The sequence below is a fragment of the Promicromonospora sp. CA-289599 genome (assembly GCF_050936155.1).
Lineage (GTDB): Bacteria > Actinomycetota > Actinomycetes > Actinomycetales > Cellulomonadaceae > Promicromonospora.
In genome coordinates this window covers 4589261-4612155 of record NZ_JBNJNI010000001.1, presented here as the reverse complement: position 1 = coordinate 4612155, position 22895 = coordinate 4589261, and the positions used below count along the sequence as shown (strand labels likewise).

Here is a 22895-nt window from a genome sequence, read left to right as displayed (position 1 = left end):
GAACCGCACCGACCCCAAGAAGCGTCCTCGCGAGGCGTCGATCCGTGCTCTCGCCCGACAGGCGGATAGAGCTCGAAGCTGCACTGATCGTCCTTGAACGGGACCAGACGGTCGAACGCGACGATCGTCGCTGGCTGTTCGAGGAGCTCAACAAGACCGCCGTGCGTTACGAGCACCGCGACCGACACGAAGATGCCCTGCTCTGGGCCGCCGACGCGATTGCCTGGTGCTGGCAGCATGGCGGTGCGTGGAAACAGCGAGTGGCACCACTCATCAGTGAGCAGATCGATGCGCGCGGCCATCCGCCCGACCCGCGCTAGACAGCGCGAAGCCCGGGCCACCCGCCTAATCGGGCAGACTCCCGGGCTCACTTCTCAGGGCTATTGCCCATCGCGCTCCCAATACTACTGGCGCCCCTCAGTTCCGCAGGTAACTCCCTGATCGGAGCAGACGTCCTCTTCGATGCCGCGCACATCACGGGACGTGTTGCGGCCCTTCACCCGGTGAAGAACGATGTCACGGCACCGTCGGCCGGCGGTGCTCGGTCCATCAGAGGGAATCGGCAGCATGACGCGAAGCAGCACGGTCCAGCGCGCGATCATCATCGGAACGATGGCCTTGGCCACCGCGCTCACCGTGCCGTCGACGGCTGCCACGACCGCCGTCAGCCAGACCGAGACGAACAGAGCCGAGCAACTTTCCCCGGAGAGACAAGCCGCCCTCCAGTCCGCCGTCGACGATACGGCCGACGCCGCCACGGAGCTCGCGTCGGTACCTGGCTTCGCCGGGGTCGCCGTCGACTACCGCTACGCGAGGGTGACCGTCTCCTGGAAGGGCGCGGTTCCGCCGTCGATCAGCGAGCTGGAGGCGCAGGCGCCCGACGGCGTGACGGTGGACGTCGAGCAGGCTGTCCTCAGCGAGGCCGACCTGCGGGCAGCGAGCACCCGGCTGATGGACAGCCAGCGGGCGCTGCGAGGTCCCGAGGTCGTGATCGCCGCCCTCCCTGCCGAGAACCATGCCGGCCTCGTCGCCGAGATCGGGCACGGCGCGAGCCCCGCCCGGACGAGCTGGCTCACGGGCAAGCTCCAGCGTGCCGCAGGGGTTCCGGTTCAGGTGAAGGTCGTCAACACCGAGTTCCGGCCCACCTCTGCGACGCGGCGCAACGACGACGCGCCGTGGCACGCCGGCGGAGCCATGGCGTCGCGGGACGGGACCGACTACTGCACGACAGGCTTCCCGATCATCGACTCCGAGGGACGGCGCCGGATCATCAGCGCCGCGCACTGCAACAAGGGCGTGGGATCGGTCGTCCGCGACGGCGCCGGCCAGCCGCTCGGCAAGGTCACGCACCACACCCCGGCCATCGATGCCCAGGCCATCGCGCCGTTCGACTCCCCGCGGACGTCACGCTCGGCGGTGTTCGGCGGTCCATGGAACGCCACGCCCGGCAGCTCGCGCTACCGGTTCCCGATCGCGGGGGTGCAGCGGCCCGCCGTCGGGCAGGTCATCTGCGCGTCCGGCGCGGTGACCGGTGAGCACTGCGGCGCCCGGATCCGCGCCACCAACGTCGCGTGGAGCTGCGGTGACCGCACCTGCCACGGCTTCCGGGCGAGCCGGGACGACGGCGGTGTGGTGGTCGGCGGCGGCGACAGCGGCGGCCCGATCTATGCGGTCATCAACGGGCGGGCCTACGCCCGCGGCATGATCGACGGCGGTTCGAACCAGCGCAGCTGCGGCAAGACGTCGGTGTCCACCCGGTGCTTCTCGTACGTGTACGGCATCCCGATGGTGGACATCCTGAACGCCTGGGACGCACGCCTCGACAGCTGACTGCGTTTCCGCGAGGTAGAGCGCCTGTCCGAGGCTCCCTGACACACTCAGGGAGCCTCGGACAGGCGCTCTACCTCGCGGAGACGGATCAGGCCTTCGTCACCGATACCGTCCGCTCGGCCCCGGCCGTCACGGCCAGCGACATCGCGAGCGTCTCCCGGGTCACCAGCTCGCGGTGCTCCTCGACGGCGGCGACCCACTCGGCGGGGACCGTCAGCTCGAGCGCGATGCGGTCGGCGACCTGCAGCCCGGCGGCCTTGCGTGCGTCCTGCACGTCGCGGACGACGTCGCGGGCGTAGCCCTCGGCGCGCAGCGCGTCGTCGAGCCCGAGGTCGAGGACGACGAACCCGCCCCCGGCCAGGACCGCCGCGGCGGTCTCCACGGCCTCGGCGCCCGCGTCGGCCGCGTCCCGGGGCACGACCACCGTCGTCAGCTCGTACTCGGTCTCGAGCAGCTCGACGGCGCCGGCTTCCGTCGCGACTACCACGGCGCCGGCGTCGGTCTTGGACCAGGCACCCGACTTGGCGGCCTTGATGACCGCCTGGACGCCGCGACCGAGCCGCGGGCCGGCGGCGCGCGCGTTGACCGCCAGACGCTCGGAGATGCCGTACTCGGTGGCGACCTCCGGCGAGAAGGCGACCAGCCGCACCTCCTTGACGTTCAGCTCCGTCGCCATCAGCCCGGTGAACGGCGCGACGCCGTCCGGGTCCGCCACGGCCACGACGAGCGACCGCAGCGGCTGCCGCACGCGCAGCTTGTTCGCCTTGCGCAGCGCCAGCGTCTGCGACACCACTGCCCGCGCGGACTCGACGGCGGCGACGAGGGCGTCGTCGGCCACCAGGGTCTCCGCCACCGGGAAGTCCGCCAGGTGCACCGAACGCCCGCCGGTCAGACCGCGCCAGACCTCCTCCGTGAGCAGCGGCGCCAGCGGCGCCATCACGCGGCACAGCACCTCGAGCGCCGTCGACAGGGTGTCGAAGGCGTCGGCGTCCTCGGCCCAGAACCGGTCGCGCTGCGTGCGCACGTACCAGTTGGTCAGGGCGTCGAGGTACTGGCGCACCGAGTCGCAGGCGCCGGCGATGTCGTACCCGTCGAGCTGTTCGGTCACGTCGGCGACCAGGGCGCGCGTGCGTGCCAGCAGGTAGCGGTCCATGACGGGCAGCCCGGCCACGCGCTCGGGCGTCAGCGGCTGCGCCGCGTAGCCCGCGCCGTCCCCTGCGGCGTTGGCGTACAGCGTGAAGAAGTAGTACGTGCTCCACAGCGGCAGCAGCACCTGGCGGACGGCGTCGCGGATGCCCTCCTCGGTGACCACGAGGTTGCCGCCGCGCAGGATCGGCGACGACATGAGGAACCAGCGCATCGCGTCGGACCCGTCACGGTCGAAGACCTCGTTGACGTCCGGGTAGTTCTTCAGCGACTTCGACATCTTGCGGCCGTCGGAGCCGAGCACGATGCCGTGCGAGAGCGCCGTCTGGAAGGCCGGCCGGTCGAACAGTGCGGTGGCCAGCACGTGCAGCGTGTAGAACCAGCCGCGCGTCTGCCCGATGTACTCGACGATGAAGTCGCCCGGGTAGTGGTGCTCGAACCAGTCCGCGTTCTCGAACGGGTAGTGCACCTGCGCGTACGGCATCGAGCCGGAGTCGAACCAGACGTCCAGCACGTCCTCGACGCGGCGCATCGTGGACTGTCCGGTCGGGTCGTCCGGGTTGGGCCGCGTCAGGTCGTCGACGAACGGGCGGTGCAGGTCCGGGTTGCCGTCCTTGTCCTGCGGCAGCCGGCCGAAGTCACGCTCGATCTCCGCGAACGACCCGTACACGTCGATGCGGGGGTAGGCCGGGTTGTCCGACTTCCAGACCGGCACGGGCGAGCCCCAGAACCGGTTGCGCGTGATCGACCAGTCCCGCGCGTTCTCCAGCCACTTGCCGAACTGGCCCTGCTTGATGTGGTCGGGCACCCAGGTGATCTGCTCGTTCAGCTCGACCATGCGGTCCTTGAACTTCGACACCTCGACGAACCACGAGGACACACCCATGTAGATCAGCGGCTGGCGGCAGCGCCAGCAGTGCGGGTAGGAGTGCGCGTACTGCTCGCGGCGCAGCAGCACGGTGCCCGACGTCGTCCGCCCGGCCTCGTCGTCGGCCGCACCCCGCGTGCGGGCCTTGAGGTGGTCGATGATCGCCGCGTTCGCGTCGAAGACCTGCAGCCCGCTGTACTCCTCGACGGGGAAGGTGAAGCGCCCGTCGGCCCCCACGGGGATGACCGGCTCCACGCCCTCGCGGTCGCTGACCTGCTTGTCCTCCTCACCGAACGCGCCGGCGTTGTGGACGAGGCCCGTACCGTCGGTGGTCGTGACGAAGTCGGCCTCGACCACGCGGTGCGCGCCCGTGTGGCCCTCGTAGTAGGCGAACGGCGGTGCGTAGGCGGCGCCCAGGAGGTCGCTGCCCTTGAGGCGTCCGACGACGTTCGGGGCCACTCGCTCACCGTCAGGGCCCTCGGCGCCGAGTTCCCGCGCGTAGGAGTCCACACGGGCCTCCGCGAGCACGTACCGCTGCGGGGTGCCGGTGAAGGACGACTCGACGATCGCGTAGTCGACGTCCGGGCCGACCATGACGAGCAGGTTGGAGGGCAGGGTCCACGGCGTGGTGGTCCAGATGAGCAGGTGGTCGCCGGTACGGAGCACATCCGCGCCCTCCGGGACCTGCGTCACCGCGAATCCGACGGTCACCGCCGGGTCCTGCCGCTGCTGGTAGACGTCGTCGTCCATGCGCAGCTCGTGGTTGCTCAGCGGGGTCTGGTCGTTCCAGCAGTAGGGCAGCACGCGGAAGCCCTCGTAGATGAGGCCCTTGTCGAACAGCGACTTGAAGGCCCAGAGCACCGACTCCATGAACGTCGGGTTCAGCGTCTTGTAGTCGTTGTCGAAGTCCACCCAGCGGGCCTGACGCGTCACGTAGGTGCGCCACTCGTCGGTGTACTTGAGCACGCTGGAGCGGCAGGCCTCGTTGAACTTGTCGATGCCGAGCGCGACGATCTCGTCCTTGGTCTTGATCCCGAGCTGGCTCATCGCCTCCAGCTCAGCGGGCAGACCGTGCGTGTCCCAGCCGAAGCGGCGCTCGACGCGCTGCCCCTTCATGGTCCGGTAGCGCGGTACGACGTCCTTGGCGTACCCGGTCAGCAGGTGGCCGTAGTGCGGCAGGCCGTTCGCGAACGGCGGGCCGTCGTAGAAGACGAACTCGTTGCTGCCGTTCTCGCCGGCCGGTCGGGCCTCGACGGACGCGCGGAAGGTGTCGTCCTTCTCCCAGTACTCGAGGACGTCGCGCTCGAGGTCGGGCAGGCTGGGCGATGCGGGCACGGGGGTGGTGGCGTCGCTCGGACGGTGCAGCGGATAGGCCATGATTCTTCTGGCTCCTGGCGGTTCAGCGGTTCGGCAGCAGGTGGACTTCGTGGTGCTTCTGCTGCGAGGACGCCGCACCTGGGTGCGCCGCGGTACCACCCCGCTTGCCGCTCGCTCCCGCGTGCGGCCGCTCGTTGACGGCTGTGACGGGCCTACCCGTCCGGTTCTACTGGGGTTCCCGCTGCCTGACCCGTTGACGAGCGCAGAGCGGTGGGGTGACCTGTTCTTCCGGAGGCTCACCGGTGATGTCCGGGTCGATGCCTGTAGGGCAAGCCTACCGGGCGGCGGCAACCGGAAAAGCCGGGCGTGCAACCTGATCGTGCCCCGCGTGCGTCCAGGTGACATGAACGCAATCAGCCAAGCGATCGGTCCGCCGGTCGGCACAGCGGCCGGCGCCCCCTTGCGGGCGGTGCCGAAGCCTGGACCCGCCACGGACGTTCCGGCCGGTGCGCCGGAGTTCTCGGTGGTCCGCACCGGGGTGTCGGCGGAGGAGCAGTTCCGGCTCTTCGCCGTCGAGAGCACGGCCGCGCTGCACCGCATCGCCTACCTCCTGTGCGGCGACGACCACCGCGCCCACGACCTCACCCAGATCGCGCTCGAGCGGACCTACCGGCACTGGTCCCGGCTCAAGGACGGCAACCCGTTCGCCTACGCCCGGCGCGTGCTGGCCACCGCACGGATCGACGGCTGGCGGCGCACCCGCCGCGAGGTCCTGCAGTCGCCCGAGGACGTCGTCGTCGCGCAGGAGACGAGCCGCTCCCCCGAGCTCGACAGCGGGAACCAGGTCGCCGAGCGGGAGCGCCTCGTGCGTGCGCTGCGCAGGCTCGGCCCCGGCCAGCGCCGGGTGGTCGTGCTGCGCCATCTGCTCGACCGGTCCGAGGCCGACGTCGCCGAGGAGCTCGGCGTCAGCATCGGAAACGTGAAGTCCCAAGGCGCACGCGGCCTCGCCCGCCTGCGTGAGCTGCTCTCGGAAGGACAGGACGCATGAACGACCGCTCCACCACCAAGCCGGTCGACGAGAGCTGGGTGGCACACCTGCGTGACCTCAGCACCGGCGTCGCACCGCCCACGGCGGCCAATCCGCACGCCATGTCGCGCGTGGCGATCCACCGCACCCGGACCCGCCGCGCGGTCTTCGCGACCGGTGGCGGCGTGCTGACGGTCGCGGCCGTCGCGGGCGCGGCCTTCGCCCTCGCCGGCCCGACGGCGCCGGGCGTGCTCCTGCCGGGCGGGTCGCCGGTGTCACCGGCGTCGGCGTCGGCGTCGGCGGAGACGTCGATGTCGGCAGCAGAACGGCAGGCGAGGGCGCTGGAGGCAGCGCAGGAGCTTCTGAAGAAGGACCTGCCCGAGGGCTGGCACGTGCACGAGCTGGAAGGCCTCACGTACGCCGTGCCGCCCGAGATCGTGACCAGCGGCCCCGTGCGGGACGAGCCGGGGGTCACCTCGGACATGTACCACAGCGTCGAGGACCCGGACGCCCCTCCGTTCTACCGGATCGCCTACTACGACGAAGGCTCCGAGACCCCTGCCTGGCCAGGCACGGCCGACAAGGCCGGCGGCGAGGAGTTCGATCTCCCGGGCGCCGAGCGCGCGGCCATGCGGGACGTCGCGGCCGAGGCGGCAGGCCTGCCCACCAACACCGGGGTGCCCGACGACCAGCAGGGGCCGGTCATGTTCGTCGTCGAGCGCGCCGACGGCCCGGGTGCCTACGTGATCACGCTGAACCTGCCCCACGAGGACAGCGCGGAACTGGCGGAGCAGTTCCGCGAGTCGCTGATCCTGAGCTGACCCGGCCGCCGTGGATGACCATGCACTTGCTGCCAGGAACGCTTCCGGCCTGGCAGCAAGTGCATGGTCATATCCGTCCCTGTTGATAACAAGGACCACCAAGAGGATTCTTCGTATCTAATTAGTCATGTGCCGAAGAAGATCCCTGTCCCACCGAGGTTGCTGGGTCTGGCGCGCGAGCAGGCCGGCCTCGTGTCGTCCCTGCAGTGCGACACCGTCGGCGTCGGGCCGTCGAGGCGCCGTAACCTCGTCACCGGCGGTTCGTGGCAGCGCGTCACACGCGGCGTCTTCGACACCGGCGACGTTCTGAGCACCCTGCACCCCTACGACGTGGACCGGCTCCGGTCAGCCTGGACCGCGCTGCTGGCCAACCGCCGGTCCATCGCGGTCGGCGCGTGCGCTCTGGCGCTGCACGGGGTCAAGGGGCTTCCTCGTCGGATCCTTCCCGAAGCGACATTTGCTCGTGGTGTCGCGCGCAAGTCCCGGGACGGGATCGTGTTCCGGCAGTACGCAGCAGGGCTGGAGACCGTCGAGATCTCCGGTCGCGAGGTGGTGACGGTGGGGCGAGCGCTGGTCCAGGCGCTGCCGACGCTGACCCGCGACCAGGCGGTCGCATGCCTGGACAGTGCGCTGAACCAGGGCTTGATCCGGACGGAGGACCTCGCCAGGATCCGCAGTCAGCTCGTGAACCGCAAGGGATCGCTCGCGGTCATCGCTTCGCTGCCACTGGCCGACGGCCGGGCGGAATCACCGCCCGAGAGCCACGCACGGCTGCGGTGCCACGACGCCGGCATCCCGCCCGACGACCTGCAGCGTGACTTCTTCGATGCCCGGGGACGCTTCCTGGGCCGAGCCGACCTCGTCTGGTACCTCGGCGACGGGCGTTGGCTGATCGTCGAGATCGACTCACACGAGTTCCACGCGGCGGATCGCCAGGTACGCCGGGACGCGACGCGGCAGAACGGGCTGGTCGGCGAGGGGCAGAACATCGTCCTTCGATTCTTCCCTGGCCACGTGACCGGCGGCCACTTCGCCGGTGAGGTCGCCCAGATCCTGCGCCAGGAGGGCTGGCGCCCTGGCCGGGAGCTGCCGCCGCGGCCGTCCCGCCGTCGGGCAGCCCGCGCGAGATGACCATGCACTTGCTGCCAGGCCGAGCCCGGATCTGGCAGCAAGTGCATGGTCATCTTGGCGTCAGGCGACGGGTCGGACGGCGGCCACGCCGGCCGACTCGGCGGACGGGCCGTCGGACGGGCCGTCGGACGGCGTCGGGTCGCCCGGGGCCTCCTGGTAGCGGCGGCTCAGCAGCCGGTAGTACCTGCTCGACAGGGCGTAGCCCGTCAGCACCAGGCCGAGCACCGCGATCAGGATGAACACCAGCGCGATCCCGCGGGCGTCGCCCGTGCCGAACCAGTCGCCGATCCAGCGGGCGCCCGTGCCGCCCTCGCGCATGAACGGGATGAAGAAGAACTGGGTGAGCGGGCTGATCAGGAACGCCGTCAGCGGCGAGGCGGCCTGCTCCAGCGACTGCGCGAAGCCGAACACCCGGCCCTGCCGCTCGTACGGGACCACCTTCTGCAGCACCGTCTGCTCGGAGGCCTCGACGTACGGCATCGCGATCATGTACGCCGCCAGCCCCGCGACGAGCCAGACCACCGACGCCTGCATCGGGAAGACCACGGTGACGGCCCACAGCCCCAGGTTGACGAGCAGGATGGTGCGCACCGGGTTGGACCCGAGGCCGGTGCGGGCGATGAGCAGGCCCGACACGATCATCAGCGCGCTGAGCCCGCCCCAGACGAAGCCCCACGCCTGCACGGACATCATCGACAGCCCGTACGCGTCCATGAGCGCCATGAACCCGCCGCCCAGCACGTTGTTCAGCGCGGTGAAGGCGATGAGCGCCCACATGCCGGGGATGCGTCCGACGACCTTCATGGTGCCCCTGAGGTCGACCTTCCGCGGCTCCCCCTCCGCCGCCGCGTGCGACAGCACCTCCGGGACCTTGATGAAGTGCATGTGCACCAGCGCGACGGCGAGGACGGCGATCGCCAGGATCAGGCAGGTCCGCATGCCGTCGAACGCGACGAGGAGGCCGCTGATCACCGACGTCACCAGGAACGAGACGCCCGTGACGGTGCCCACCAGGCCGTTGGCACGGTCGCGGAGGGACTCGTCGAAGAGGGCGGTGACGACCGTCGGGAGCGCGATCGAGCGGAGGTTGCCGGCGATCACGCCGCACATGAGCAGCACGATGAGCAGCCACAGCCGCACGCTGCCCGGGTTCGTCCACTCCTCGGCCGGGGTGACGAGGTAGATGACCAGGCACGTCACGTAGAAGGTGATGGAGACCAGGGCGGACGCCTGCATCACCGTCTTCTTGCGGTGGTGGTCCACGAGGCTGCCGAACCACACCCCCGTGCTGACCATCGCCACGAGGAACAGGCCGGCGATCACGCCGGTGGCGAAGACCGAGCGGGTCTGCAGGAACACGAAGAAGGTGATGGCGAACCACACCGTGAAGTTGATGACCCCCGCGAGCAGCACGTTCATCAGCAGCTGGACGAACGTCCGGACGGTCGGGTCGGACAGATGGAGACGCGGGGCGTCGGCGTCGGTGACGGGCGGGTCGGTGCTCATGGGAGTACTCCAGTACCTCAACAATGGTTGAGGTCAAGACCGTGGCCCGTACCTCAGCGTTCACCATGTCGACGACGCACACGACCGAAACTCATCGGCAACGAAAGCCGGAGAGTCAGCCCACCGAGACTCCCACCGTGTGCCAGCCGGTGGCTCCGTCCGGGGCTGGCGGAGCCTCGGCGTCGGTCTGGACCAGCCCGTCGGTGTCGGTGGCCCGCACCGCGAGCGTGTGGTCCCCCGCGTCCAGGTCGAGGGACACCCGCCACTGGCGCCACGTGTCCGCGCCGACGGTCTCGGCGAGCTCGGCGGTGACCCAGTCGCCGTCGTCGGCCCGGACTTCGACCTTGCCGATGCCCGTGTGCTGGGCCCAGGCGATGCCGGCGACCGTCACGGCGCCGGCCGCCACCGAGCCGCGGGGCACGTCGATGCGCGACTGCACCTTGATGGGCCCCAGCGCGGACCAGCCGCGCGGGGTCCAGTAGCCCTGGTCGGCGGCGAACGTGGTGACCTTGAGCGACGTCACCCACTTGGTGGCCGACACGTACCCGTACAGGCCCGGGACCACGAGCCGCGCGGGGAAACCGTGGTCGACGGGCAACGGCTCGCCGTTCATGCCGACGGCGAGCAGGCTGGCGCGGTCCGGGTCCTGCAGCACCTCGAGCGGCGTCCCGGCGGTGAACCCGTCGTCGCTGCGGGAGAGCACCATGTCGGCGCCCGCCTGCGGCTTCGCACGCTCCAGCAGGGCACGGATCGGGTAGCCGAGCCACAGGGCGTTGCCGATGAGGTCGCCGCCCACGGGGTTGCTCACGCAGGCGAGCGTCGCGTGGTGCTCCTCCAGCGGCAGGGCGAGGAGCTCGTCCCACGTGATGGTGAACGGTTCCTCGACCATGCCCTCCACCCTGAGTGACCACTCGGCCGGGTCGAGCTGCGGCACCCGCAGCGCGGTGTCGATGCGGTAGAAGTCGGTGTTCGGCGTGACGTACGAGGCCAGGCCGTCGAGCTCGAGGTCGGCGCCCGCGGGGACCGGAGGCGCCGTCTCGGCAGCGGACGGCAGACGGATCTTGTCGCGGACGGCGGTCACCACCGCCGAGCCCGCCGACACGACGCGCGCACCCGCGAGCGCCAGCACCGCCACACCCGCGGTGATCCCCGTGACCACCAGGAAGCCACGCCGGTCCACCACGGTGCCGGTCTCGGCCCGCAGATCAGCCGCCGGCCGCAGGCGCGCGATCGCCGACCGGAGCAGGAGCACCGCGGCGCCGATCCCGACGATGCTGGGCAGCGCCCACAGCGGCGTCGCGTCCGGGCGGAGCACCGCGACCGTCGCCCCGACCACTCCGACCGCAGCGATCAGCAGCGCACCCGATGGCGGACGGCGCAGCTCCAGCCGGCCCGCGAGCGCGGCACCGAGGGCCAGCACCACGCCCATCGTCCCGAGCAGCACCGCCTTGTCGTTGGTGCCGAACGCCTGCACGGCGAAGTCCTTGAGCCAGCCGGGCACGGCGTCGATCACGGCGGCGCCGCCCGCGAACAGGGTGCTCGCGCCGGGGGCGACGACGGCGGCGACGAACTCCGCGACGGCCAGTCCCGCGGCACCGGCGAGGACACCGGCGAGGACGGCCCACAGCGCGTCGTGCGGGGAGCGGTCGGCCCGTGGGGTCGCGGGGCTCTCGGTTGCCTGGGTCATACACTCAGCGTGGCACGCGGACCGGGCTCCGTCGGCGCCGGCGCCCAGATCGTCACGACTCCGTAAGGCCCCGGGTGGTCCGGCCGTTCCGTTGGTCGAGCTTGGTCAGATCCCGGTGCCGCGCACGATCTTCGAGTTGTGGGCCTGGGCGCGCGGCCGGATCGTCACCAGGTCGATGTTGACATGGTCCGGGCGGGACACGGCCCAGGCGATGGTGTCCGCGATGTCGTCGGCCACCAGGGGCGTGTAGCCGTCGTAGACGGCGGCGGCCTTCTCGGCGTCGCCGTCGAACCGGACCAGCGAGAACTCCTCGGTGGCCACGGCGCCCGGGGCGATCTCGATGACGCGTACCGGCTCGCCGGCGATCTCCCAGCGCAGCGTCTGGGACAGCATGTGCTCCGCGTGCTTGGCGCCGGTGTAGCCGGCGCCGCCCTCGTAGGCACCCTGGGCGGCGGTCGAGGTCACGTTCACGACGTCGGCGACGCCCTTGGTCGTGCCCGCCTCGCGCAGCAGGGGCAGCACGGCCTTGGTGACGCGCAGCGTGCCGAGCACGTTGATCTCGTACATGCGCCGCCAGTCGTCGATGTCGGCGTGCTCCACGCGGTCCAGGCCGAACGCGCCGCCCGCGTTGTTCACGACGGCGTCGAGCCCGCCGGTCGCGGTGAGGTGGTCCGCGAGGGCGGTCACGGCGTCGTCGTCGGTCAGGTCGACGGCGTAGGCCTCGCAGCCCGTCTCGGCGGCGAGCGCCTCCAGCCGGTCGGCCCTGCGGGCGGCGGCCACGACGTCCCAGCCGTCGGCGCGCAGCCGACGCACGGTGGCGGCACCGATGCCCGACGACGCCCCGGTCACCAGGGCGCGGCGGTTCGGCGTGGTCTCGGGACGGGTCTCGGGGGCGGTGCTGTCGCTCATGGCCGCACTGTAACCGCCGGGACGGCCCGGGCTACCCCGCGTCCGCGAGCACGCTGCCGAGCACGGCGAGGCCCTCGCGCGCCTCGTCCGGGGTGATGACGCAGGGCGGGACCACGTGTACCCGGTTGTCGGCGATGAAGGGCAGCACACCGCCGTCGATCAGGTTCTTCTTGATCGCCGCCATGGCGGGCGCGCCGAGCGGTTCCTTGGTCACGGGGTCGGTGACCAGCTCGACCGCCCAGAAGACGCCGAGGCCGCGCACGTCCCCGACCAGGGGGTTCGCCTCCGCGATCGCGGCGAGCCCCGGGCCGAGCACCTCGGCCCCGATGCGGGCGGCGTTCTCGACGATCCCTTCGTCGGCCATGGTGTCGAGCGTGGCGACGATCGCCGCCATGGCAAGCGGGTGTCCCGAGTAGGTGAGCCCGCCGGGGAACACCCGCTCCTGGAAGGTCGCCGCGACCTCTGGGGAGACGATCACCCCGCCCGCCGGGACGTATCCGGAGTTCACGCCCTTGGCGAAGACGATCAGGTCGGGGCGAACGTCGTGCTGGTCCAGGGCGAGCCACGAGCCGGTGCGGCCGAACCCGGCCATCACCTCGTCCAGGATCAGCACGATCCCGTACCGGTCGGCGATCCGCCGCACGCCCGCCAGGTAGCCGGGCGGAGGCACGAGGACGCCGGCCGTGCCGGGGACGGTCTCCAGCAGGAGCGCCGCGACGGTGTCCGGGATCTCCGCCTGGATCACCCGCTCCAGGTGGTGCAGCGCCCGCTCGCCCTCCTCCTCGGTGGACGACGCCCAGAACTCCGACCGGTACAGGTACGGCCCGAAGGCGTGCACGTGCCCGGTCGCGTACTCGTTCGGCACCCGGCGCCGGTCCCCCGTCGCGACGATCGCGGCGCCAGTGTTGCCGTGGTAGGACCGGTAGAGCGACACGACCTTGTCCCGACCCGTGTGCACGCGGGCCATGCGGATCGCGTTCTCGATGGCGTCCGCCCCGCCGTTGGTGAAGAACACCTTGCCGCCCGGGCCGAACGGCGCGCGGGCCAGCACCCGCTCGGCCGCCTCGCCCCGCACCCGCACCGCGATCGCCGGCGACGCCGTGACCAACTCGCCCGCCTGGCGCGCTATCGCCTCGACCACGCGCGGGTGCTGGTGCCCGATGTTGGTGTTCACCAGCATCGACGACATGTCGAGCCACTGCTCCCCCGCGTGGTTCCACACCCGGGACCCGGAGCCGCCCGCGATCACGAAGGACGGCGCCGCGGAGCTGGGCGACCAGGACTGCATCAGGAGGTCGCGGGCCGCGGCGATCGCGCGGACGTCGTCGTCGGCCATCAGCTGCCTCCCTCGGTGAGCTGCACGTCGAGTGCCTCGAACTCCTCACCCTGGACGTCCACGCCCTCCTCCGCAAGCTCCGCGAGAGCCTGCTCCACGTACTCGTTGGTGTAGGCGGTCTCGGGTGGCTCGGCGGAGATCACCGTCGCCCCGGTCTCGTTCTCGGTGCCCATGGCGATCTCGACGGTCTGGTCCCACTGGTCGGCGTTGATCGTGCCGATGCCGCTGGTGGAGGGCCAGATCAGCTTGTTGACCTCGTTGGTCTGCCAGAGCTGGTGCGAGGCGCCGAGGGTCGAGCCCGCCGCGGTGACGATGCCGGCGGCCTCCTCGGGGTTGTCGCGGACGTATGCCCAGCCCTTGAGGGAGGCCTTCACGAAGGCGACGGTGGTGTCGGCGTACGCGTCGTCGTCGGCGAGGCGGGCGGCGTCGGCCCAGATCGCGTCCTGGAGCATGGCCGTGCCGTGGTCGTTCCAGTCGATGACCTCGAGGTCCTCGGGCTGGTACAGCTCGCCCGTCTCGGGGTTCACGGTCTCCAGGATCTGGGCGTACTCGTTGTACGTCATGGCCTGGGCGGCGTCGATGTCGCCGGCGAGGAACCCGTTCATGTCGAACGCCTGCTGGACGAGCTCGATGTCGTCGGGGGTCTGGATCCCGGCGTCCTGCATGCCGGCGAACAGCTCCCACTCGTTGCCGTAGCCCCAGGAGCCGACCTTCTTGCCCGCGAGGTCGGCGGGCTCGGTGATCCCGGCGTCCTTGAACGCGACCTGCAGCGTGCCCGAGCGCTCGAACACCTGCGCCACGTTGGTGACCTTCGTGCCCTGCTCGATCGACCCGAGCACCTTCGGCACCCACGAGATCGCGTAGTCGGCGCTGCCCGCGGCGAGCACGTCGATCGGCACGGTGTCGGTGCCGGCCTCCTGGATGATGACGTCCAGGCCCTCGTCCGCGTAGTAACCCTGGTCGACGGCGGCGTAGTACCCGGCGAACTGCGCCTGCGCCACCCACTGGAGCTGCAGGACGACGGGCGTGGCGGCGCCGGGCTCGGGCTCGCCGGCTGCTGGTCCGCAGCCGGCCAGCGCGACGGCAGCGGCCAGGCCCAGGGAGGCGCGCAGCCCGGATGACGCGCGGAGCGCGTTCCTAACGTGCATGGTTGTTCCTCTCGATCACAGCGGTGACGGCATAGAAGACGAGCCCCGTGGCGACGGCGCCCAGCACGTACGCCCAGGCCAGCGCGTAGCGGCTGGAGGAGACGGCCGAGGTGATGGCCTTGCCGAGGCCGTCGACGGGCCCGCCGAAGTACTCGGCGACCAGGGCGGAGATGACGGCGAGCGACGACGCGACCCGCAGCCCCGTGTAGAAGAAGGGCAGCGCGCCGGGCAGGGTGACGTGCCGCGTGGCCTCCCAGGGCGTCGCGGCGTACGCGCGCATCAGGTCCCGGTGCACGGGCTCGACGGTGCGCAGCCCGCGCAGCGTGTTGAGGTACACGGGGACGAACACGGCGATCGCCGCGACGACGACCCGCGTGGTCTGCGCGTCGGTGCCGAACATCGTGTAGAACACGGGCGCCAGGCACACGATCGGTACGACGGCGGTGGCCGTGACCAGCGGGTTCGCCGCATCGGCGACGGGCCGCCACGCCGCCGCGACCCCCGCGCCCACCAGGGCGAGCAGCGTCCCCAGCACGAGGCCGACCAGGGCGTTGGCCGCCGTGGCCAGGGCCGCGTCCATGACGACGCCGAGGTTGGCGCCGAGCTCGGCGGCGATGTCCGACGGCGCCGGGACCACGAACGCCTCGACGCCCAGCCCGGTCACCACCGCCTGCCAGAGCCCGACCGCGACCATCCCGACGACAACGGGCGCCCCAACCCCGAGCCAGCCGCCGCGGACCCGGACCCGGACCCCGGTCATGAGGGCACCCGGTCAGGTGCGGGATCGCCGGAGTGCAGCGCCTCGCGCACTGCCGAGACCCGCTCGAAGTACGCCGGGTCCTCACGCAGCTCGATGCCGCGCGCCGCCCGTTCGGCGGGACCACCGAGCGGGACGTCGAGGGTCGCCACGACGCGGCCGGGCCGGGGCGACATCACCACCACGCGGTCCGACAGGTACACCGCCTCCGCTATCGAGTGCGTCACGAAGACGACCGCCGCGCCGGTCGTGGCCCGGACCCGCAGCAGCTCGTCCTGCAGCCGCTCGCGCGTCATCTCGTCGAGCGCGCCGAACGGCTCGTCCATCAGCAGCAGCCGCGGGCTGCGGGCCAGCGCCCGCGCGATCGCGACCCGCTGCTGCATCCCGCCCGAGAGCTGGTGCGGCCGGTGGTCGGCGAAGTCCGCGAGCCCGACGAGCGCGAGCAGCTCCGTGGCCCGGGCCGCCCGCGTGGTCCGATCCGCGCGGGAACCGCGCGAACCGCGGAGCTGCATCGGCAGCTCCACGTTGGCCCGCACCGAGCGCCACGGCAGCAGGCCCGCCTGCTGGAACGCGATCCCGTAGTCCTGGTCCTTGCGCGCCCGCTCCGCGGGCTTGTCGAACACGGACACGCTGCCCGACGTCGGAGCGTCCAGGTCGGCGATCAGCCGCAGCAGCGTCGACTTGCCGCAGCCCGACGGGCCGATCAGCGACACCAGCTCGCCCTCGCCGACCGTGAGGTCGACGTCGGCCAGGGCCACCGTGCCGCCGTCGAACACCCGGCGTGCGCCGGACACCACCACCGCCGTCATGCCGTCTCCTCCACGCGGTACCGGCGCAGGCCGACGGCGACCAGCGCCACCAGGCCCGTCGCCGCGAGTCCTACGAGCACGGCGCCCGCGATGGGCGACCACTGCTTGGCCGGGTCCGCGCTCGCTGAGGCGCCGAACTCGACGATCATCCGGCCGAGACCACCGCGCAGACCCGTGGACACCTCCGCCACGACGGTCCCGACCACCGCGTTCGCGGCGGCCAGGCGCAGTGCGGGCAGCAGGTACGGGACGGACGACGGCGCCCGCAGCCGCCAGAACGTCGTCCACCAGCCGACGCCGTAGGCGCGGAACAGATCGAGCCGGACGCCGTCGGCGGACGCGTCCGGTGACGTGAACCCGCGCAGCGCCCCGACCGACACCGGGAAGAACGCCAGGTACGAGGCGATCACGGCCACGGACATCCAGTCGTGCCAGTCGAGGGCGCCGACCTCCAGCTGGGCGCCCCACCGCTTGACCAGCGGCGCGATGGCGATCAGCGGCACCGTCTGGCTCAGCACCACCCAGGGCAGCAGCCCCGCGCGGGCGGGCACGAAGCGCGCCATGAGCACCGCCACGAGCAGGCCGAGCACCACCCCGGCCACCCAGCCCACGGCCGAGACGCCGAGCGTGAACCCCGCGCCCTGCAGCGTCGCGAGCCACAGCGGCGGAGAGTCCGGGGCGGAGGTCAGCGGCTCGGCCGCGCGGGCGACCATGTCCCACAGGTGCGGCATCGCGACGTCGGTGGTGCGGGGCAGCACGCGGACCTCGCCGAGCACCCAGCCGTCGTCGGGCACGAGGGCCTTGTACGCCTCCCAGGAGGCGGCCAGGGCGAGGACACCGGCGGTGCCGGCGAGGAGTGCGGACCTGCGCCCGCTCATCCGACTCCCCCGGCGCGCCCCTGCAGGGCCGGGATGATCGTCTCGCCGTAGGCCCGCAGGGTCTCCTCCTGGGAATCGTGCTGCAGGTAGATCGCGAACTGGTCGCAGCCGAGGGCCTCGAGCTCCTTGAGCCGGGCGATGTGCTCGTCCGGGGTGCCGACCAGGCAGAACCGGTCCACGACGTCGTCGGGCACGAACTCGGTGTGGCTGTTGCCCGCCCGGCCGTGCTCGGCGTAGTCGTAGCCCTTGCGGCCCTCGATGTAGTCGGTGAGGGCGGCCGGGATCCGCGCCCCGCCGTCCGAGTGCGCAGAGGCCCCGTACCGCGCCACGATCTCCGCGACGTGGTTGCCGACCATGCCGCCGAACCAGCGCACCTGGTCGCGCATGTGCGGCCGGTCCTCGCCCACGTAGGCGGGCGCGGCCACGCAGAACTTGATCGCCTCCGGGTCCCGGCCCGCGGCCTCCGCCGCCTCGCGGACGGCGCCGATCATCCACGCCGCGATGTCCGGGTCGGCGAGCTGCAGGATGTACCCGTCACCCACCTCTCCCGCCAGCGTGAGTGCCCGAGGCCCGTACGCCGCGACCCACACGTCCAGCTCGGAGCCCTGCGACCAGGCGAACCGCACGGGGCTGCCGCCCACGTCGGCCTCGCGCGAGTTCCCGAGGTCCTTGATCACGGTGACCGACTCCCGCAGGGTCGCCAGGCTGGCCGGCCGCCCGTGCAGGGTGCGCACGGCGGAGTCGCCGCGGCCGATGCCGCAGATCGTCCGGTTGCCGTACGTGTCGTTGAGCGTGGCGAACATGGAGGCCAGCACCGTCGAGTCCCGCGTCGCCGGGTTGGTCACCATCGGGCCGACGATCACCCGCTCGGTGGCCGCCAGGATCGCCGGGTAGATCACGAACGGCTCCTGCCACAGCAGGTGCGAGTCGAACGTCCACACGTAGTCGAAGCCCTGGTCCTCGGCCTGACGGGCGAGGTCCACCACGCGGGTGGCGGGCGGGTCGTTCTGCAGCACTATCCCGAAGTCCATGTTGCTCCCCTTACCGGTGGCCAGGCCCTAGACCAGGTACTGGCTCAGGCCGCGCTTGACGAACCGGCCGTGACCGGCCCGGCCGTGGAACCCGCCGTCGTCCACGACCACCTCGCCGCGCGAGAGGACGACGTCGACGTGCCCGTCGATCTCGACGCCCTCCCACGCGGAGTGGTCCATGTTCATGTGGTGCGTGCGGACGCCGAGGGTGGTGAGCCCCGCCGGGTCGTACACGACGATGTCGGCGTCGGCGCCCGGCTGGATGACGCCCTTGGTGCCGTACATGCCGAACATGCGCGCCGGGGTGACCGAGCAGAGCTCGACCCAGCGCTCCAGGCTCAGCCGACCGGTGACCACGCCCTGGTAGAGCAGGTCCATGCGGTGCTCCACGGTGCCGATCCCGTTCGGGATCGCCCGGAAGTCGCCCCGGCCCAGCTCCTTCTGGTCCGTCATGCAGAACGGGCAGTGGTCCGTGGAGACCACCTGCAGGTCGTTGGTGCGCAGGGCCTGCCACATCGCGTCCTGATGGCCCTCGGCCCGCGCGCGCAGCGGCGTCGAGCACACCCACTTGGCGCCCTCGAAGGAGCCCCACTCCTCGCTGGACGCCCCGAGCTGCTCCTCCAGCGACAGGTACAGGTACTGCGGACAGGTCTCGCCGAACACGTTCTTGCCCGCGTCCCGGGCGGCCGCGAGCTGGGCGACCGCCTGCTTGGCGCTGACGTGCACCACGTACAGGGGCGCGCCTGTGAGGTCGCTGAGCATGATCGCCCGGTGCGTCGCCTCCTCCTCGAGCTGCCACGGCCGTGCGAGCCCGTGGTAGTAGGGGTCCGTCTTGCCCGCCGCGACGAGCTGGGCGGCCAGGACGTCGATCGCCGGGCCGTTCTCGGCGTGCATCATCGTGAGCAGCCCCTCGTCCCGGGCCACCTGCATGGCGCGCAGGATCTGGGCGTCATCGGCGTAGAAGACGCCGGGGTAGGCCATGAACATCTTGTAGCTGGTGATGCCCTCGTCGACGAGGGTGCGCATCGCGGCGAGCGATTCGTCGTCCACCCCGCCGATGATCTGGTGGAACGCGTAGTCGATGGCGCAGTTGCCGGCCGCGCGCTTGTGCCACGACTCCAGGCCGTCCTGCACCCGCTCGCCCTGCTTCTGCACGGCGAAGTCGACGATCGTGGTGGTGCCGCCCCACGCCGCCGCCGTCGTGCCGGTCTCGAACGTGTCGCTCGCGGCCGTGCCGCCGAACGGCAGCTCCATGTGCGTGTGCGCGTCGACGCCGCCGGGCACCACGTACTTGCCGGTCGCGTCGATCACGCGCTCGGCGGTCGCGGCCAGGTCCGCCCCCAGGGCGGTACTTCCGGGCAGGACGACGGCGACCACCTTCTCGCCGTCGATCAGCACGTCGGCCACTACCGTGCCCGTCGCGTTCACGACCGTCCCGCCGGTGATCAGTGTGGTCATCGTGTCTCCAGGTGGGTGTGGGCTACGGGCTATGGGGCGGTGATCGCGGTGTACGCGTCCGGGCGGCGGTCGCGGAAGAACTGCCAGCGCTCGCGGACCTCGCGCACCTGGTCCAGGTCGAGGTCGCGCACCACCAGCTCGTCGCTCGTGGACGAGGCGACCTCGCCCACGTAGTTCCCGTCCGGCCCGACGGCGTACGAGGACCCGTAGAAGTTCACCGCATCGGAGCCGTACTCGTTGTCCTCCAGGCCCACCCGGTTGTTCGCCACGACGAAGTACCCGTTGGCGATCGCGGCGGCGGGCTGCTCGATCTCCCAGAGCCGGTTGGACAGCCCGGGCTTGGTCGCGTTGGGGTTGAAGACGATCTGCGCGCCGTTCAGCGCCAGCTCGCGCCAGCCCTCGGGGAAGTGCCGGTCGTAGCAGATGTAGACGCCGATCTTCCCGACGGCGGTGTCGAAGACCGGGAAGCCCAGGTTGCCGGGCCGGAAGTAGAACTTCTCCCAGAACTTGTCGAGGTTCGGGATGTGGTGCTTGCGGTAGCTGCCGAGCACCGTGCCGTCGGCGTCGACCACGACCGCCGTGTTGTACAGGACGCCGGGCTGGGCCTCCTCGTAGATCGGCAGGACCATGACGATGCCGAGCTCGGCCGCGAGCGCCGCGAACCGCTCGACGGTGGGTCCGTCAGCGGGCTCGGCGTACCGGTAGTAGGCCGGGTCCTGCGTGATGCCGAAGTACGGGCCGTAGAACAGCTCCTGGAACGCGATCACCTGCGCGCCCTGGCTCGCCGCCTCACGGGCCCACCCCTCGTGCAGGGCGATCATCGATTCCTTGTCGCCGGTCCAGCGGGCCTGTGTGAACGCAACTCGGACGGTGCTCATGCCAACTCCCTCGCCTCAGCAGGTGACCAGCAAAGCCGGGGCCTGTTTCCGCTGCGAGCCCCTACCCGTTTCCGGGACGTGACGTTTGTTCCGGCGGTGCCTGCCGCTGGCACAGGCGTTCGGTCCGCGCCGGACCGGGGACGACGCCGACAGCGAAACGACCACGAGGGGCGAATTCGGCCGGTGTATCGTGACGGCGGGTCGCGAGCCTTCTTTGGCTCGTTGACGTGGCTCTCAGTGTGAGCCGCTTCCCGCCTGGACGCGAGATGGCGCGTCGCTGCTCACCCCACGCCTGACGAAGGTCGTGGGCTGTTCGTCGACCCCTGGAGCCCTCGCGTGCACCCCCTTCGCGTCCGTCCGTCCCGTGCTGTCGCCCTGCCCGCGATCGCCGCCGTCACGGCGCTCACCCTCGCTGCCTGCTCCACCCCCGCCTCCGGTGAGCCGGATGCCGGGGGCGCGTCGCCGGCGTCGGCCGGCTTTCCCGTCACCCTCGACAACTGCGGCTTCGAGACGGCGGTCGAGGCGCCGCCAGAGCGCGTGGTGACCATCAAGTCGTCGACCACCGAGATGCTGCTGGCGCTCGGCCTGGGCGACCGGATCGTCGGCTCGGCGTTCCTCGACGGCCCGGTGCCGGACTCGCTGGAGTCGGTGCCCGCCGTCGAGGAGCCGTTCGCGGCCGAGGCGCCCGGCTCCGAGGCCACGCTGGCGCTGGAGCCGGACCTCGTCTACGCGGGCTGGGAGTCCAACCTGACGGCGGAGACCGCGGGCGACCGCGCGACCCTCGCCCAGCTCGGCGTGGCCACGTACGTCTCCCCCGCGGCCTGCAAGGAGGAGGGGTACATGCCGGACCCGCTCACCTTCGACACGGTGTTCGACGAGATCGCGGAGGTGGGCTCCCTGTTCGACGCCGAGGACGCCGCGGCGCGGCTCGTCGAGGAGCAGCGGGCGGCGCTCGACGCCATAGCGCCCGACGACCGCGGCCTGACCGCGCTGTGGTGGTCCTCCGGCGACGACACCCCGTACGTGGGCGCCGGCATCGGCGCGCCCCAGATGATCATGGAGGCGGCCGGGCTGACCAACGTCTCGGCCGACGTCCACGACACCTGGACCTCGCTCGGCTGGGAGAACGTCGTCGAGGCCGACCCCGACGTCCTGGTGCTGGTCGACGCCGCGTGGAACCCCGCGGACGCGAAGATCGGGACGCTGGAGTCGAACCCCGCCACCCGCGAGATGACGGCGGTCAAGGAGGAGCGCTACGTCGTGGTGCCGTTCCCGGCGACCGAGGCCGGCGTCCGGAACGTCGACGCCGTCACCTCGGTGGTGGACCAGCTGGCGGACCTCGACCTGTGAAGGTGCTCGCCCTGCCCGCCGCGGCGCTGGTGCTCGTCCTGAGCATCGGCGTCGCGGTGACCATCGGGCCGGCCGACCTCGCCCTGTCGGAGGTCGGCCGCTCGGTCGCGACCCACCTCGGGCTGGGCGGCGCGCTCGGCCTGGAGCCGCTCTCGGCCCTGCGCGACGGCATGGTGTGGCAGCTGCGGATGCCCCGCATCCTCACCGCCGCCGCCGTGGGCGCGGGCCTGGCCCTGTGCGGCGCGGTGATGCAGTCGCTCACGCGCAACCCGCTCGCCGACCCGTACCTGCTGGGGCTGTCGTCGGGCGCGTCGCTGGGCGCGGTGCTCGTGCTGCTCGCGGGCGTCCCGCTGCTGCTGCCGGTCGCGGCGTTCGCCGGCGCGGTCGGCGCGCTGGCTCTCGCGCTCGGCCTGGCGGGCGCGCTCGGCACGATCACGCCCACCCGGACGGTCCTGGCGGGGCTCGCGATCAGTCAGCTCTGCGCGGCGGCCGTGTCGTTCGTGATCTTCTGGTCCGCCAAGGGCGACGCGTTCCGCGAGGTGCTGTCGTGGCTCATGGGCTCCGTCGCGTCGGCGACGTGGACGTCGGTGGCGATCGCCGGCGGCGCCGTCCTCGTGCTGGGCACCCTGCTGGCGCTGACCGGGTCCGTGCTGGACGCGTTCACGTTCGGGGACACGGCGGCCGCCGCGCTCGGGGTGCCCGTGAACCGCGCGCGCTGGATCCTGCTGATCGGCGTCGCCCTGCTGACCGGGGCGCTCGTGTCGCAGAGCGGGTCGATCGGGTTCGTCGGGCTGATCCTGCCGCATGCGGTGCGGCTGTTCACGGGGGCCCGTCACCGCCTGCTGCTGCCGTTGTCCGCGCTGGCCGGGGCGTCGTTCCTGGTCTGGGCCGACACCCTCGCCCGCACGGTCTTCGAGCCCCGCGAGCTGCCGGTAGGCATAGTGACGGCGGCCATAGGCGCCCCGATCTTCGCTCTGTTGCTCTGGAGAGGAAACCGTTGAGTGCTGG

The 22895-nt window shown here is 71.6% G+C and carries 20 protein-coding genes; 7 read left to right on the top strand and 13 right to left on the bottom strand.

Annotated features, from left to right (window positions below):
* Positions 1-44 precede the first annotated feature (44 nt).
* Positions 45-320: a hypothetical protein gene (locus tag ACQEVI_RS20570; protein WP_432902211.1), complete on the top strand. Its 276-nt coding sequence runs from the start codon at positions 45-47 to the stop codon at positions 318-320.
* Positions 321-404: 84 nt separating this feature from the next.
* Here the strand turns inward: ACQEVI_RS20570 and ACQEVI_RS20565 are convergent, their stop codons facing one another.
* Positions 405-626: a hypothetical protein gene (locus tag ACQEVI_RS20565; protein ID WP_432902209.1), complete on the bottom strand. Its 222-nt coding sequence runs from the start codon at positions 624-626 to the stop codon at positions 405-407.
* Here ACQEVI_RS20565 and ACQEVI_RS20560 point away from each other — a divergent pair.
* A complete protein-coding gene (locus tag ACQEVI_RS20560) occupies positions 613-1830 on the top strand; it encodes a hypothetical protein (protein WP_432902207.1) in 1218 nt (405 codons plus the stop codon). The genes ACQEVI_RS20565 and ACQEVI_RS20560 overlap by 14 nt on opposite strands.
* Positions 1831-1918: 88 nt before the next feature.
* Here ACQEVI_RS20560 and ileS read toward each other — a convergent pair whose 3' ends face one another.
* Positions 1919-5221, bottom strand: coding sequence for an isoleucine--tRNA ligase (gene ileS / locus ACQEVI_RS20555; RefSeq protein WP_432902205.1), 3303 nt, complete (start codon positions 5219-5221; stop codon positions 1919-1921).
* A gap of 343 nt (positions 5222-5564) precedes the next feature.
* On the opposite strand from ileS, the gene ACQEVI_RS20550 reads away from it, so the two are divergent.
* The 3 genes from ACQEVI_RS20550 to ACQEVI_RS20540 all read left to right on the top strand — a co-directional run bounded on the left by ACQEVI_RS20550 (position 5565) and on the right by ACQEVI_RS20540 (position 8140).
* A complete protein-coding gene (locus ACQEVI_RS20550; RefSeq protein WP_432902203.1) occupies positions 5565-6209 on the top strand; it encodes a SigE family RNA polymerase sigma factor in 645 nt (214 codons plus the stop codon).
* The gene (locus tag ACQEVI_RS20545) at positions 6206-7009 is read left to right on the top strand and encodes a hypothetical protein (RefSeq protein ID WP_432902201.1); all 804 of its coding nucleotides are present in this window, start codon (positions 6206-6208) and stop codon (positions 7007-7009) included. The genes ACQEVI_RS20550 and ACQEVI_RS20545 overlap by 4 nt, the downstream gene beginning before the upstream one ends.
* A gap of 129 nt (positions 7010-7138) precedes the next feature.
* Positions 7139-8140, top strand: a complete 1002-nt coding sequence (locus tag ACQEVI_RS20540; RefSeq protein ID WP_432902198.1) for a type IV toxin-antitoxin system AbiEi family antitoxin domain-containing protein — start codon at positions 7139-7141, stop codon at positions 8138-8140.
* 60 nt (positions 8141-8200) lie between these two features.
* Here ACQEVI_RS20540 and ACQEVI_RS20535 read toward each other — a convergent pair whose 3' ends face one another.
* From ACQEVI_RS20535 to ACQEVI_RS20485, 11 genes are all read right to left on the bottom strand, one after another.
* Positions 8201-9646 carry an MFS transporter gene (locus ACQEVI_RS20535; RefSeq protein WP_432902196.1) on the bottom strand — a complete coding sequence of 482 codons (1446 nt, stop codon included), beginning with the start codon at positions 9644-9646 and terminating at the stop codon, positions 8201-8203.
* Between the two features lie 115 nt (positions 9647-9761).
* Positions 9762-11333 carry a molybdopterin-dependent oxidoreductase gene (locus ACQEVI_RS20530; protein ID WP_432902194.1) on the bottom strand — a complete coding sequence of 524 codons (1572 nt, stop codon included), beginning with the start codon at positions 11331-11333 and terminating at the stop codon, positions 9762-9764.
* A 105-nt stretch (positions 11334-11438) separates the two neighbouring features.
* Entirely contained in the window at positions 11439-12242 is an 804-nt protein-coding gene (locus tag ACQEVI_RS20525) for an SDR family oxidoreductase (protein WP_432902192.1), read from the bottom strand.
* A 31-nt stretch (positions 12243-12273) separates the two neighbouring features.
* A complete protein-coding gene (locus tag ACQEVI_RS20520) occupies positions 12274-13578 on the bottom strand; it encodes an aminotransferase class III-fold pyridoxal phosphate-dependent enzyme (protein ID WP_432902190.1) in 1305 nt (434 codons plus the stop codon).
* A complete protein-coding gene (locus ACQEVI_RS20515; protein ID WP_432902188.1) occupies positions 13578-14726 on the bottom strand; it encodes an ABC transporter substrate-binding protein in 1149 nt (382 codons plus the stop codon). Before ACQEVI_RS20515 ends, ACQEVI_RS20520 begins: the two co-directional genes overlap by 1 nt.
* Positions 14716-15486, bottom strand: coding sequence for an ABC transporter permease (locus ACQEVI_RS20510; RefSeq protein ID WP_432902187.1), 771 nt, complete (start codon positions 15484-15486; stop codon positions 14716-14718). Before ACQEVI_RS20510 ends, ACQEVI_RS20515 begins: the two co-directional genes overlap by 11 nt.
* The gene (locus tag ACQEVI_RS20505) at positions 15483-16292 is read right to left on the bottom strand and encodes an ABC transporter ATP-binding protein (protein WP_432902185.1); all 810 of its coding nucleotides are present in this window, start codon (positions 16290-16292) and stop codon (positions 15483-15485) included. Before ACQEVI_RS20505 ends, ACQEVI_RS20510 begins: the two co-directional genes overlap by 4 nt.
* Positions 16289-17170, bottom strand: coding sequence for an ABC transporter permease (locus ACQEVI_RS20500; RefSeq protein ID WP_432902183.1), 882 nt, complete (start codon positions 17168-17170; stop codon positions 16289-16291). The genes ACQEVI_RS20505 and ACQEVI_RS20500 overlap by 4 nt, the downstream gene beginning before the upstream one ends.
* Positions 17167-18201: a TIGR03842 family LLM class F420-dependent oxidoreductase gene (locus ACQEVI_RS20495; RefSeq protein WP_432902181.1), complete on the bottom strand. Its 1035-nt coding sequence runs from the start codon at positions 18199-18201 to the stop codon at positions 17167-17169. The genes ACQEVI_RS20500 and ACQEVI_RS20495 overlap by 4 nt, the downstream gene beginning before the upstream one ends.
* A 27-nt stretch (positions 18202-18228) precedes the next feature.
* Positions 18229-19659, bottom strand: a complete 1431-nt coding sequence (gene hydA / locus ACQEVI_RS20490; RefSeq protein WP_432902180.1) for a dihydropyrimidinase — start codon at positions 19657-19659, stop codon at positions 18229-18231.
* Between the two features lie 29 nt (positions 19660-19688).
* Positions 19689-20537 (bottom strand): nitrilase-related carbon-nitrogen hydrolase, encoded by an 849-nt coding sequence (locus ACQEVI_RS20485; protein ID WP_432902179.1) that lies wholly within the window; start codon positions 20535-20537, stop codon positions 19689-19691.
* Positions 20538-20873: 336 nt separating this feature from the next.
* Here ACQEVI_RS20485 and ACQEVI_RS20480 point away from each other — a divergent pair, with 336 nt between their 5' ends.
* The gene (locus tag ACQEVI_RS20480; RefSeq protein ID WP_432902178.1) at positions 20874-21887 is read left to right on the top strand and encodes a putative F420-0 ABC transporter substrate-binding protein; all 1014 of its coding nucleotides are present in this window, start codon (positions 20874-20876) and stop codon (positions 21885-21887) included.
* On the top strand, positions 21884-22888 hold the full coding sequence (locus ACQEVI_RS20475; RefSeq protein WP_432902176.1) for a putative F420-0 ABC transporter permease subunit: 1005 nt from the start codon (positions 21884-21886) through the stop codon (positions 22886-22888). Before ACQEVI_RS20480 ends, ACQEVI_RS20475 begins: the two co-directional genes overlap by 4 nt.
* Positions 22889-22895 lie beyond the last annotated feature (7 nt).